This is a genomic window from Escherichia sp. HH091_1A, assembly GCF_030295175.1.
In the GTDB taxonomy this organism is placed as follows: Bacteria; Pseudomonadota; Gammaproteobacteria; order Enterobacterales; family Enterobacteriaceae; genus Escherichia; species Escherichia coli_F.
This window is the reverse complement of sequence record NZ_AP025747.1, coordinates 3,811,578-3,824,441: the sequence shown is the minus strand read 5'-3', so window position 1 is coordinate 3,824,441 and position 12,864 is coordinate 3,811,578. Positions and strand designations below refer to the sequence as shown.

The following is a 12,864-nucleotide window of genomic DNA, read 5'->3' as shown; positions in this document are numbered from 1 at the left end:
TTTACCGCCTGGTGTTGTGTAGGTATTAATTGCCGATTACTTGTAGTCGAGTACGTAATTAGCCTGTGCCTGCACATTACCCGGGGTCGCGGTGCGTCCCAGAGATTCCATACGGGCTTTAAAGTTCAACTCCTGGTAGGAATTAGTTGTCGGGAAGTCGATGGTGATGGGGGTACCAAGAGTCACGTTGGTATTGTCTGATTTCACCAGACGTACTCCTACATCAGTTGCGCCGCCGATGTTACCTTCCTGTGTGTTTTTAAGCAGGTTGGAGTCGGTAGTGTCAACGCTGGCAGAGCTAAAGGTGATTTTGACTTTATCAACAGTGTTAGTGCCGTCAGATAAAATACAATCCTGCAAATGAATGGTGACATCTACAGGCAGAGATTTCTGTCCGCTTTTTAATACAGTATCAGCAACCTCACCGAGATTTATTGTTTGATCTTCATCACCAGGAGCAATAGAGCAAGGTGCATCGATAACTTCACCCTTAAACGTTATTTTACCGGAACCCTGATTAGGGTCATCAGCAAGCGCGTTAAATGCAACGCCAGATAATAGTGTGGTTGCGAATATAGATAATAATGTTTTTTTTAACATGACTTAATCCTTTATAAATAGGAAGAGCTATGGATGAGGAAAATATAGGTTTGAATCTAATATTAATTCCGCTATGGACATTACCATAATCAAAGATAATTTGGCTTGTTATTAATATTTAATACTGATTAAGTAAAACTTAAAATATACATTTTAGTTATATATTTTGATGCATATATCTAGATATTTGTTGAATTTCGTTATGTATGATACATTTTTTGTATGGGTCACGGTGAAAGAATGACCACTTATTGACAAAAGTTTACTTCTGATATTGTAAGGTGGTAGAGTATAATTATTATAAAGAGTAGGAACGTAATAATCACGAAGATATAATATATATCTGGTGGTGCTTATTAATATTAATTAGTGATGTTCCATCCGGGAATAGGATGCATTAATAGTCTTGGTTGTTTCTTTTTTAATCGAGTATGGTGTATAATACAACACTTACTATGATCGAAATCATATACTTGATCCACAATTATGCGAGTATATGAATATATTCAACGATGGATATGTGAAATTTTAATGCTAAATGTTTAGTAATGTTAAATTATGAAGGTGAAAAGGATGTTTATTGCCTGGTACTGGATTGTATTAATTGTTCTACTAGCTGGTGGCTATTTTCTTCATCTTAAACGTTACTGTAAAGCTTTTCGTCATGACAGAGATGCGCTGTTAGCTGCTCAAAGTAAATTAGATAAACGCTTCGATAAAGACGTATTTGAAAAGCATCAATAATACCTTTAATAACGATACAGATGTTGCCTTTAGCAATGGGCAACATCTGTCATAATCGTCTTTAACCAATTCCCGCCGTTTGTAACAGCACTAAACTGAATCCCATCACTGACATTCCACATAGCACGCCATAGCTGGGGTTATTATTGGGGTCAATCTCTTTAGCTAGCGGCATTAATTCATCAACCGAGAGCGCCACCATAATTCCTGCAACCGCCGCCATGATTGCCGCCATGACCACCGGAGAAATCATGCTACCGAGGATTAACCACGCCAGCACACCACCAAGAATTTCTGCCAGCCCAGAAATGCCCGCCCACAAAATTGCGGTGCGTTTTGACCCCGTTGCCGCGTAAACCGGCCCCGCAACTGCCAGACCTTCAGGAATATTATGCAATGCAACAGCCAGCGCGATGCCAAAGCCCAGCTCCAGGTTACTGCTCGCCGTGACAAAGGTGGCAATGCCTTCCGGGAAGTTATGCAGACTGATGCCGAGAGTGAGCAGAATGGCTGTGCGCTTGATCGATTTTGGCAACGGCTGCACCGATTTTTGCATTAAATCCTGCGGATGCGCATGTGGCAACATGCGGTCCAGGCCAAAATAGCCAAGCAGACCGAAGATAAACATTCCATAACCCAGCACAGGCGACATTCCTTCGGCGGCTAATGCGGCAGGAAGCATTTCCATTAATGAGATGAGCAACATAATCCCCGCCGCAAATCCTAGCGAAAACGCCAGTAAGCTTTTGTCCGAGAACGCCGAGAAACGCGCCAATAAACGTGGCTGCCCCCGCCAGTATGGTCAGAATGAGAGGTACTGACATCGACAACTCCTTATAAATCTTTACCTTCAGGCAGATCGTCAAAATAACTGATGATCATCATCATTGTTATCCGGGTTCTTACTCCGCCGAACAAGCGTATTGTGAGGATATCAAAATGACACCTTTAGTTAAGGATATCATCATGTCTTCAACACGTATGCCAGCATTGTTTTTAGGTCACGGTAGTCCGATGAACGTGCTGGAAGATAATTTGTATACCCGCAGCTGGCAGAAGTTGGGGATGACATTGCCACGCCCGCAAGCGATTGTGGTGGTTTCGGCTCACTGGTTTACCCGTGGAACAGGAGTGACCGCGATGGAGACGCCGCCCACGATTCATGATTTTGGCGGTTTTCCGCAGGCGCTGTACGACACCCATTATCCTGCTCCGGGTTCGCCTGCGCTGGCACAGCGTCTGGTTGAGCTGTTAGCGCCGGTCCCTGTGACGCTGGATAAAGAAGCCTGGGGCTTTGACCACGGTTCCTGGGGCGTGCTGATTAAGATGTATCCTGACGCCGATATCCCAATGGTGCAGTTGAGTATCGACAGTACCAAACCTGCCGCCTGGCACTTTGAGATGGGGCGTAAACTGGCGGCTCTGCGAGACGAAGGAATAATGTTGGTCGCCAGCGGTAACGTGGTGCACAACCTGCGTACGGTGAAGTGGCACGGTGATAGTTCACCGTATCCTTGGGCGATGTCGTTTAATGAGTATGTGAAAGCGAATCTGACGTGGCAAGGGCCGGTAGAGCAGCATCCTCTGGTGAATTATCTCGACCATGAAGGTGGCGCGTTATCGAACCCAACGCCAGAGCACTATCTGCCGTTGTTGTATGTCTTAGGTGCGTGGGATGGGCAGGAGCCAATTACCATTCCGGTCGATGGTATAGAAATGGGCAGTTTAAGTATGTTGTCGGTGCAGATAGGCTAATAATTACCGGATGGCGAGTGCCATCCGGTATCATGGCTTATTCAACAAAAATATGTGGATAAAACCGAGACATATCCTGGGTGATCAATGCACGGTCTTCACGAATGCCAATTCCGGCAGGTTGATCGTTCACCAGCCAGCTACCAATCAGCATATAGCTATCGCCGAATTTCGGTAACGGGTGGAATTGCTGAACAATCATCCCTTCTTCGCCATACGGACCTTCTGCTGCTTCAATGGTTTTGCCGTTCTCAATGATCGACACGTTTGCGCCTTCACGGGAGAAGATCGGTTTAACCACATATTTTTCCATTTGCGGATGATCATCTTCCGCAAAATAAGCGGGCAACAGGTTTGGGTGATTCGGGAACATCTCCCACAGCAGCGGTAGAAGCGCCTTGTTGGAGATAATGCTCTTCCACGCCGGTTCCAGCCAGCGTACGCCTGCATCCTCCAGCTTGGTTGAGAACATCTCACGCAGCATAAATTCCCACGGATACAGCTTGAACAGGTTGGAAATCACCTGATCCTGTAAATCCGTGAACTGACCTTTTTCGCCTAAACCGATATCGTCGATGTAGAGGAATTCGGTAGCGATTTCAGCTTCGGTTGCGCAGTCCTGCAAATATTGAATGGTGCCGCGATCTTCCACTGTATCGCGACAGCAGGTGAGATGTAGCAATTGGAAGCCGAACTGCTCACGCAGCTCGACAAAGCGATCAATAAGCTTTTCTTGCAGACTGTTAAACTGGTCGCTGCCTTCCGGCAGGTTACCGGCGTTAAGCTGATCTTCCAGCCAGATCCACTGAAAGAATGCGGCTTCATACAGTGACGTTGGCGTATCGGCGTTATTTTCCAGAAGTTTAGGTTCGCCAGTACCATCCCACGCCAGATCAAGACGCGAATAAAGCGATGGCTGGTGAGTCAGCCATGACTGGCGCACAAAACTCCAGGTGTGTTTTGGAATGCGGAATTTGGTCATCAGCTCATCGCTGGCGATCACTTTTTCAACCACTTTCAGGCACATCTGGTGCAGTTCGGCGGTGACTTCTTCCAGCTTTTCAACCTGGGCGAGGGTCAACTTGTAGTAAGCATCTTCACACCAGTACGGTTCGCCGTACATGGTGTGAAAATTGAAACCGTATTCGTGGGCTTTTTCGCGCCAGTCCGGGCGCTCGGTAATACTGACTCTTTCCATCGGTATCAGCCACCCATTGAACGAGAAGAGGTGCCAGTTGCGCTACGCTGCATGGTGCTTTGTTTGGCAACAGATTCACCAAAGCCACCGCGGGTAACGGTAGTGGTGGTCGCCGGTTTTGGTGCCATGGCTGTCTTCGGTACGGTCATGGTGCGGCCTGGCTGAGCTGCGCCATAGTTTTTACCGGTGGCATCAGTATATTTACCGTAAGCCGGGCTGGCTGGGTTTTTCGAGGAGAACAGCGGTTGTTGTGCAAAGCCCGCGCCGCCGCCCATCAAACGTCCCATCATGTAACCTGCCATCAGCGGCATCCAGAAACTCCCGCTGGATTGCTGGGCCTGCGCCTGATTTTCAGGTGCCATGCCAGCCTGGGCTGGTGCCTGCTGGCACTGACCTTCACCAAATTCGGCAACACAGTCTTCACGTGTGGCGTATTTCGGCGCAGTACGTTCGGCTTCTTTCAGCGCATTGTTATACGCAGTGGTACATTCTGCGCTTTTGCCTGGGTTTGCGGCTGAGCAGTCATCAGCATTTTGGTACAGAGACACTGTCTCATCACTCTTTTCACAGCCTGCCAGCATAAAAACAGTGGCAACAGCAAGAGCGACAGGTGTCAGATGGCGTGCGCTCCAGTTTTTGCGGAACGATGCGTGGCGTATGGATTTTGTCCGTTTCATTTTTGTCTTCCGGGACCAGTGGTAAATACCCATCAGAATAGAGGATGGCTGGTCGAAATTGAAGCGGGAAGGGGGAAGAATGCGGCAGATAACCCGTATCTTTACGTTGCCTTACGTTCAGACGGGGCCGAAGCCCCGTCGTCAGCATCAGTTACGGAAAGGGTTATGACCGTTACTGGTAGTCGTGCGTGCGGATGCTTGCTGAACGGCTGGGGCTGGGCTATCTGGTGCATAACCATCAGCAATAGCATTTTGTTCTGGCGTTTGCGGCGCAACGTTTTCTGGATTAGTGGAAACCGGTTTGCTCAGCGCATTGTTCAGTGCCAGCAGATCCTGCTCGTTCAACGTACCCAGAGCTGATTTAATATTCAACTGGTTAATCAGGTAGTTATAACGCGCATTCGCCAGCTCTTGCTTGGCGTTGTACAGCGTGGTGGTGGCATCCAGCACATCAACAATGGTACGCGTACCGACCGAGTAGCCCGCTTCCATCGCGTCTAATGAGCTTTGAGCGGAAACTACGGCTTGTTTGTAGGCGTTAATGCTGCTGATAGAAGCATTAATGTTGTTGAAGGAGGAACGCACGGTTTGCACGACGCTACGATGCGCGCTTTCCAGTTGTTCGCTGGCACCAACAAAGTTGTACTGTGCCTGTTTCACCTGCGAGTTAACCATTCCGCCCTGATAAATCGGCAGCGAGAAGCTCAGGCCAACTTTGTTCTGGCCCATATTGCTATCGTCATACTGGGTACCAGCGGCACCACGGGTTTTCGAACCGCTATATGAGGTGTCAGAAATCCCGGTAGAAGCCGTTAAATCCAGAGTCGGTAAGTGACCATCCTGCGCCTGGCGAATTTGCTCGCGCGCCAGGTCCTGGCTCAAGCGTGCCTGTAACAGCGACAGGTTGCGTTTTTCGGCTTCTTTCAGCAGCGCGTTAACCGGCTGCGGTTTGTCGGTTTTAAAGTTTTCGACATTCAGCGCCGCCAGTTCCGGATAATAGTTACCGGTGATCTGGCGCAGCTGCTCTACCGCGTTATCAAGGTTATTACGTGCGGTCACTTCATTCGCCAGCACGGTATCGTACTGTGCACGGGCGTTCTGCACGTCGGTGATCGCCACCAGGCCCACGTTAAAACGTTGAGTGGTTTGATCTAACTGACGGTAGATCGCTTCTTTTTGCGCCTGCGTATAGGAAAGAACATCAATGGCATTCAACACGTTGAAATAAGCAGTCGCGGTGTTGAGGATCAAGGTTTGTTGATCGGTCTGATACGTGACGTCCTGAATACCCGCTGCTTTTTCCTGTAGCGTTAACGCACGCCATTTCGACATATCAAAAATGGATTGAGTTAACTGCAGGGACGCACTGGTCGCGTTAGAGTTGATGCCGTTCGCGTCGCGGTAGCCGTTGCTATAGGTGTAATCTGCACCTAAACCTAGCTGTGGCAGTAATGGACTGCGTGCTTCATTAATTTTTTCAAAGGCAGCATCACGATCGGCGGCAGACTTACGCAATTCCGGGTTACTAAGGCGTGCTTGCTGATAAACTTGCATCAGGTTCTCGGCCTGGCTCAACGTACTGAACCCAGAAAGGCTCAGGCCGATAAGAATGGGGAGCAATTTCTTCATTTGCATTCCTTGTGGTGAAGCAGTATTTAGCGCGATCAAACTGTAAAATTATTGCGGATTCTAGCAGAAGCCGCTACCGCAAAAGGTTGGCGTTACGTGCCATAGGGCGTTAATGTGCCTCAATTTAACACATGACTGCTCAAACGGCAGTCAAACGTCGCTGAAATTCACATTTAATTCACTATTAGTGCCAGGACATTAACAATGCTTAAGCCAGACAACCTGCCCGTTACTTTTGGCAAAAACGATGTTGAAATTATTGCACGAGAAACACTTTATCGCGGCTTTTTTTCATTAGATCTTTATAGATTTCGTCATCGTCTATTCAACGGGCAAATGAGTCGTGAGGTACGGCGGGAAATTTTTGAGCGCGGTCACGCCGCAGTCTTGCTACCCTTTGACCCAGTGCGCGATGAAGTTGTGCTGATTGAGCAGATTCGGATTGCCGCGTATGACACCAGCGAAACCCCCTGGCTACTGGAGATGGTGGCCGGGATGATTGAAGAGGGTGAAAGTGTGGAAGATGTCGCCTGTCGCGAAGCGATTGAAGAGGCGGGACTGATAGTCAAACGGACCAAACCGGTGTTAAGTTTCCTGGCAAGCCCTGGGGGCACCAGTGAGCGTTCGTCAATTATGGTGGGCGAAGTGGACGCCACGACCGCAAGCGGTATTCACGGTCTGGCTGATGAAAACGAAGATATTCGCGTTCATGTGGTAAGCCGGGAACAGGCATACCAATGGGTAGAAGAGGGGAAAATCGACAACGCAGCGTCGGTCATCGCTTTGCAATGGCTGCAGCTGCATCATCAAGCGTTAAAAAATGAGTGGGCATAAATGAAGCGTTACACACCTGACTTTCCTGAAATGATGCGCCTGTGCGAGATGAACTTTTCACAATTGCGGCGTTTGTTACCGCGCAATGACGCACCCGGCGAAACTGTAAGCTATCAGGTGGCAAACGCACAATATCGGCTAACGATTGTGGAATCGACCCGATACACTACCCTGGTGACAATCGAACAGACTGCGCCCGCGATCAGTTACTGGAGCCTTCCGTCAATGACGGTGCGTCTGTATCATGACGCGATGGTGGCTGAAGTGTGTTCAAGTCAGCAGATTTTTCGCTTCAAAGCGCGGTATGATTATCCTAATAAAAAGTTGCATCAACGCGACGAAAAGCATCAAATTAACCAGTTTTTAGCGGACTGGTTGCGATACTGTTTAGCACATGGAGCGATGGCGATTCCGGTTTATTAGCGTCGTGAAACCTAAGGACACCATTTGGAAAGCCTGTTAACCCTTCCTCTGGCTGGTGAGGCCAGAGTCAGGATTTTACAAATTACCGACACTCACCTGTTTGCGCAAAAGCACGAAGCCCTGTTGGGGGTAAATACCTGGGAAAGCTACCAGGCGGTGCTGGAGGCGATTCGTCCACACCAGCACGAATTCGACCTGATTGTCGCGACCGGTGATTTAGCGCAGGATCAATCCTCTGCGGCCTATCAGCATTTCGCTGAAGGCATCGCAAGTTTTCGTGCGCCCTGCGTCTGGCTGCCGGGCAACCACGATTTTCAGCCTGCGATGTACAGCGCGCTACAGGATGCGGGGATCTCCCCGGCGAAGCGGGTGTTTATTGGTGAGCAATGGCAAATCCTGTTGCTGGATAGCCAGGTGTTTGGCGTGCCGCACGGTGAGCTGAGCGAGTTTCAGCTTGAGTGGCTGGAACGTAAACTGGCTGATGCGCCAGAACGCCATACGTTGCTGCTGCTGCACCATCATCCGTTGCCTGCGGGCTGTAGCTGGCTTGACCAACACAGTCTGCGTAACGCGGGCGAACTGGATAACGTGCTGGCGAAGTTTCCGAACGTTAAATACTTGCTGTGTGGACATATCCATCAGGAGCTGGATCTCGACTGGAATGGTCGCCGCCTGCTGGCAACGCCATCGACCTGTGTACAGTTTAAGCCGCATTGTTCCAACTTTACGCTGGACACCATCGCGCCTGGCTGGCGTACGCTCGAGTTACATGCTGATGGTACGCTGACCACCGAGGTGCACCGCCTGGCGGACACACGTTTCCAACCTGATACCGCTTCAGAAGGCTACTGATGTCTACGCTTCTTTATTTACACGGTTTCAACAGTTCGCCGCGCTCTGCAAAAGCGAGTTTGTTGAAAAACTGGCTGGCGGAACATCACCCTGACGTTGAGATGATCATTCCGCAGTTACCGCCGTACCCTTCCGATGCGGCAGAACTGCTGGAATCCATTGTCCTGGAACATGGCGGCGATTCACTGGGGATCGTCGGTTCATCACTGGGGGGATATTACGCCACCTGGTTGTCGCAATGTTTTATGCTGCCCGCCGTGGTGGTAAACCCAGCGGTGCGCCCGTTTGAACTGCTGACGGACTATCTCGGTCAGAACGAGAACCCCTACACCGGGCAGCAATATGTGCTAGAGTCACGCCATATTTACGATCTCAAAGTCATGCAGATTGACCCGCTGGAAGCGCCGGATTTGATCTGGCTGCTGCAACAGACGGGAGATGAAGTGCTGGATTACCGCCAGGCGGTGGCGTACTACGCTTCCTGCCGCCAGACTGTTATAGAAGGCGGCAACCATGCATTCACAGGCTTCGAAGATTATTTCAACCCGATCGTCGATTTTCTTGGTCTGCACCATCTCTGACGATCAACTCGAATTGCTAACTTAAACCATGACGCAAACTTATAACGCTGATGCCATTGAGGTACTCACCGGGCTTGAGCCGGTTCGCCGCCGCCCGGGGATGTATACTGATACCACGCGCCCTAACCATTTGGGGCAAGAAGTCATTGATAACAGTGTCGATGAAGCACTGGCGGGTCACGCAAAACGCGTGGACGTTATTTTACATGCTGACCAGTCGTTAGAAGTGATTGATGATGGTCGCGGGATGCCGGTGGATATTCACCCTGAAGAAGGCGTTCCGGCGGTCGAACTGATTCTTTGCCGTCTGCACGCGGGCGGTAAGTTTTCTAACAAAAACTACCAGTTCTCCGGTGGTCTTCACGGCGTGGGGATCTCGGTGGTTAACGCCCTGTCGAAGCGCGTAGAAGTCAACGTGCGCCGCGATGGTCAGGTCTACAACATCGCGTTTGAGAACGGCGAAAAGGTGCAGGATCTGCAAGTTGTTGGCACCTGTGGTAAACGCAATACCGGCACCAGCGTGCACTTCTGGCCGGATGAAACCTTCTTTGACAGCCCACGCTTTTCTGTTTCGCGCCTGACACATGTCCTGAAAGCCAAAGCGGTACTGTGCCCTGGTGTTGAGATCACCTTTAAAGATGAAATCAACAACACCGAACAACGCTGGTGCTATCAGGACGGCCTGAATGACTACCTGGCGGAAGCGGTAAATGGCTTGCCGACACTGCCGGAAAAACCGTTTATTGGTAATTTTTCGGGTGAAACGGAAGCCGTGGACTGGGCATTGTTATGGTTGCCGGAAGGCGGAGAACTGCTGACCGAAAGCTACGTCAACCTGATCCCCACCATGCAGGGCGGTACCCATGTTAATGGTTTGCGTCAGGGCCTTCTGGATGCGATGCGTGAGTTTTGTGAATACCGCAATATCCTGCCGCGTGGTGTGAAGTTGTCGGCGGAAGACATCTGGGATCGCTGCGCTTATGTGCTATCAGTGAAAATGCAGGATCCGCAGTTTGCCGGGCAGACCAAAGAGCGTCTCTCTTCGCGTCAGTGCGCGGCATTCGTTTCTGGCGTGGTGAAAGATGCCTTCACCTTGTGGCTGAACCAGAACGTTCAGGCGGCTGAACTGCTGGCGGAGATGGCGATTTCCAGCGCCCAGCGCCGTATGCGTGCGGCCAAGAAAGTGGTGCGTAAAAAGCTGACCAGCGGTCCGGCACTGCCCGGAAAACTGGCTGACTGTACCGCGCAGGATCTTAACCGCACCGAACTGTTTCTCGTGGAAGGTGACTCCGCAGGCGGCTCTGCCAAGCAGGCGCGCGATCGTGAATATCAGGCGATCATGCCGCTGAAAGGTAAGATCCTTAACACCTGGGAAGTCTCTTCTGATGAAGTGCTTGCTTCGCAGGAAGTGCACGATATTTCGGTAGCGATCGGTATCGATCCTGACAGCGACGATCTTAGCCAACTGCGTTATGGCAAGATCTGTATTCTGGCGGATGCGGACTCCGATGGTCTACACATTGCCACGCTGCTTTGCGCTTTGTTTGTAAAACACTTCCGCGCGTTGGTGAAACACGGTCACGTTTACGTTGCTCTGCCACCGCTCTACCGTATTGACCTTGGAAAAGAGGTTTATTACGCACTGACAGAAGAAGAAAAAGAGGGCGTGCTCGAGCAATTAAAACGCAAGAAAGGCAAGCCGAACGTTCAGCGTTTTAAAGGTCTGGGGGAAATGAACCCGATGCAATTGCGCGAAACCACGCTTGATCCGAATACTCGCCGTCTGGTGCAGTTGACCATCGATGATGAAGACGATCAGCGTACTGACGCGATGATGGACATGCTACTGGCGAAGAAACGCTCGGAAGATCGCCGTAACTGGTTGCAAGAGAAAGGCGACATGGCGGAGATTGAGGTTTAAAGGAAAGAACATTGCCCGGTCAGGATGGCCGGGCAAACAAGGCAGGATTAAATCCCTGGCTGCAGAATACGAATATTCATCTCCAGCACGTCGCCTTTTACGGCTTCGCTGTACGCCTTCATGTGCGGGGTTTGCAGGTGCGCTTCAAGGTGCGTGATGCTTTCCCACTGCTCAATCATCACGATAGAATCCGGTGCCATAGACTGGAAACTCACGCCAGCAGCACAATCCACCATTGGCGCATAGCCGTGGCAACCTTCTTCTTTCAGTACGGTTGGAACGATTTTAGCAAACTGATCCAACACTGCCTGACGGTGATGTTGACCAGGACGAGTACGGATTTCTGCGATTACTGTAATCATGGTTAACTCCTTCTAAAGCCAGAGCTCTAGTTAACCAAAAATTTCCACAAGATGCTTGCGATATTCTTCAGTATAGCGGGGAACATCAGGCATTTTTATCACGTCATTAGCGATAAATGTCGGCAGCGGTTCCATACCAAGGAATTGGTTTGCTTTATGGAATGGTAGATACACACCGTCAACGCCAACCCCGTGGAAGAACTGATCTTTTTCGGTGAAAGCTTCCATTGGTGCGTTCCAGGTCAGGGAAAGCATATATTTTTTACCTTGTACCAGGCCGCCGGAACCGTATTTTTTTGATGGATCTTTGCGGGTACGACCATCGCTGGCATACAGAGTCCCGTGACCTTCGGTGAATACATCATCAATGTATTTTTTCACTGTCCACGGCGCGCCCATCCACCAGCCTGGCATCTGCCAGATCACCACATCAGCCCAGAGAAAGTTTTGTACTTCCGCTTTGACATCGTAGTCGCTGTCGGCGCGAACGATGCGGACATCATGCCCGAGGTCGCGCAGTGTGCCATCCGCGACTTCGGTCAGGGTGTCGTTCAGTTGACCATTGGAGTGGGCGAATTTTTTCGCGCCGTTGATAATCAGGATGTTGCTCATTTTTTAACCTCAAGGTGAGACGTTTGCCGACTATAGTACGTCACAGAGCGGTACGGTGAAATTAGCAAAATGTGCAAAGTCTTTTGCGAATTTAGCAAAAGTCTGATCTTGCTCCGATTCACCGATGCAGGATAAATATTTTCTGAAAATGACAATACTGATAGCCATTCCTCATAATTCCTACTCGCACCGGATTAATTTACAGGTTTGGTTCGGTTTTTTGGAGATTAAAAATATGGCGTTGGATAAGTAAAAATGAAAATATCAACGCGTCACGTTGATAATTATAAATGGATTTTTATGAGCGTGCTAACATATGTTAAAGCATAAAATTCAAACAATATTTGAAGCTCTGTTATATATAGTGCTTACTTATTGGTTAATAGATGCTTTTTTTGCATTCAATAAGTATGACTGGATGCTTGAGTCGGGAGACAATATTTGCAGTATACCTTCCGTTTCAGGCGAAGATCGTATATTGCAAACAATGATTGCAGCATTTTTTCTTCTGACGCCACTTATTATTATTATCTTAAGAAAACTCTTTGTGCGAGAAATGTTTGAGTTTTGGTTATATGTAATCTCGCTCGTTATTTGTTTGGTTTGTGGTTGGTGGCTTTTTTGGGGACGGTTTATATTTTGCTATTAATAAAATCTATGAGAGTCGTTTTAACGG

Annotated in this window: 14 protein-coding genes and 1 pseudogene; 8 read left to right on the top strand and 7 right to left on the bottom strand. The window is 49.3% G+C overall.

The features are described from left to right. Nucleotides 1-36: 36 nt before the first annotated feature. Entirely contained in the window at nucleotides 37-600 is a 564-nt protein-coding gene (locus QUF14_RS19215; protein WP_000915005.1) for a fimbrial-like protein, read from the bottom strand. Between the two features lie 573 nt (nucleotides 601-1,173). On the opposite strand from QUF14_RS19215, the gene QUF14_RS19210 reads away from it, so the two are divergent. Continuing rightward, entirely contained in the window at nucleotides 1,174-1,344 is a 171-nt protein-coding gene (locus QUF14_RS19210) for a hypothetical protein (protein WP_001354975.1), read from the top strand. 61 nt (nucleotides 1,345-1,405) lie between these two features. Here the strand turns inward: QUF14_RS19210 and zupT are convergent. Beyond that, nucleotides 1,406-2,168, bottom strand: a pseudogene (gene zupT, locus QUF14_RS19205) (zinc transporter ZupT). Nucleotides 2,169-2,310: 142 nt separating this feature from the next. On the opposite strand from zupT, the gene ygiD reads away from it, so the two are divergent. Continuing rightward, complete coding sequence (gene ygiD / locus QUF14_RS19200; RefSeq protein WP_001364330.1) at nucleotides 2,311-3,099, top strand: 4,5-DOPA-extradiol-dioxygenase; 789 nt, start codon at nucleotides 2,311-2,313, stop codon at nucleotides 3,097-3,099. Nucleotides 3,100-3,136: 37 nt separating this feature from the next. Here ygiD and QUF14_RS19195 read toward each other — a convergent pair whose 3' ends face one another. The 3 genes from QUF14_RS19195 to tolC all read right to left on the bottom strand — a co-directional run bounded on the left by QUF14_RS19195 (nucleotide 3,137) and on the right by tolC (nucleotide 6,603). Continuing rightward, the gene (locus QUF14_RS19195; protein WP_100733764.1) at nucleotides 3,137-4,297 is read right to left on the bottom strand and encodes a glutathionylspermidine synthase family protein; all 1,161 of its coding nucleotides are present in this window, start codon (nucleotides 4,295-4,297) and stop codon (nucleotides 3,137-3,139) included. Between the two features lie 5 nt (nucleotides 4,298-4,302). Next, the gene (locus tag QUF14_RS19190) at nucleotides 4,303-4,974 is read right to left on the bottom strand and encodes a DUF1190 family protein (RefSeq protein WP_000831543.1); all 672 of its coding nucleotides are present in this window, start codon (nucleotides 4,972-4,974) and stop codon (nucleotides 4,303-4,305) included. 147 nt (nucleotides 4,975-5,121) lie between these two features. Then, nucleotides 5,122-6,603, bottom strand: coding sequence for an outer membrane channel protein TolC (gene tolC, locus QUF14_RS19185; RefSeq protein WP_000735299.1), 1,482 nt, complete (start codon nucleotides 6,601-6,603; stop codon nucleotides 5,122-5,124). Nucleotides 6,604-6,807: 204 nt separating this feature from the next. Between tolC and nudF the strand changes: the two genes are divergently transcribed. From nudF to parE, 5 genes are read left to right on the top strand one after another with little or no spacing between them, the layout of a single operon-like run. Continuing rightward, nucleotides 6,808-7,437, top strand: coding sequence for an ADP-ribose diphosphatase (gene nudF, locus QUF14_RS19180; RefSeq protein WP_100733763.1), 630 nt, complete (start codon nucleotides 6,808-6,810; stop codon nucleotides 7,435-7,437). Next, the gene (locus QUF14_RS19175) at nucleotides 7,438-7,860 is read left to right on the top strand and encodes a DUF1249 family protein (protein ID WP_000833393.1); all 423 of its coding nucleotides are present in this window, start codon (nucleotides 7,438-7,440) and stop codon (nucleotides 7,858-7,860) included. It abuts the gene before it with no gap. A gap of 24 nt (nucleotides 7,861-7,884) precedes the next feature. Then, nucleotides 7,885-8,712: a 3',5'-cyclic-AMP phosphodiesterase gene (gene cpdA / locus QUF14_RS19170; protein ID WP_000444741.1), complete on the top strand. Its 828-nt coding sequence runs from the start codon at nucleotides 7,885-7,887 to the stop codon at nucleotides 8,710-8,712. Then, complete coding sequence (gene yqiA / locus QUF14_RS19165) at nucleotides 8,712-9,293, top strand: esterase YqiA (RefSeq protein WP_000105733.1); 582 nt, start codon at nucleotides 8,712-8,714, stop codon at nucleotides 9,291-9,293. The genes cpdA and yqiA overlap by 1 nt, the downstream gene beginning before the upstream one ends. Before the next feature lie 28 nt (nucleotides 9,294-9,321). Beyond that, nucleotides 9,322-11,214 carry a DNA topoisomerase IV subunit B gene (gene parE, locus QUF14_RS19160; RefSeq protein ID WP_100733762.1) on the top strand — a complete coding sequence of 631 codons (1,893 nt, stop codon included), beginning with the start codon at nucleotides 9,322-9,324 and terminating at the stop codon, nucleotides 11,212-11,214. 47 nt (nucleotides 11,215-11,261) lie between these two features. Here parE and QUF14_RS19155 read toward each other — a convergent pair whose 3' ends face one another. Together QUF14_RS19155 and mdaB are read right to left on the bottom strand one after the other, a co-directional pair. Continuing rightward, nucleotides 11,262-11,576 (bottom strand): putative quinol monooxygenase, encoded by a 315-nt coding sequence (locus tag QUF14_RS19155; RefSeq protein WP_000633740.1) that lies wholly within the window; start codon nucleotides 11,574-11,576, stop codon nucleotides 11,262-11,264. Nucleotides 11,577-11,606: 30 nt separating this feature from the next. Next, nucleotides 11,607-12,188, bottom strand: a complete 582-nt coding sequence (gene mdaB, locus QUF14_RS19150) for an NADPH:quinone oxidoreductase MdaB (protein WP_000065430.1) — start codon at nucleotides 12,186-12,188, stop codon at nucleotides 11,607-11,609. 316 nt (nucleotides 12,189-12,504) lie between these two features. On the opposite strand from mdaB, the gene QUF14_RS19145 reads away from it, so the two are divergent. Next, complete coding sequence (locus tag QUF14_RS19145; protein ID WP_000912125.1) at nucleotides 12,505-12,837, top strand: DUF2645 family protein; 333 nt, start codon at nucleotides 12,505-12,507, stop codon at nucleotides 12,835-12,837. Nucleotides 12,838-12,864 lie beyond the last annotated feature (27 nt).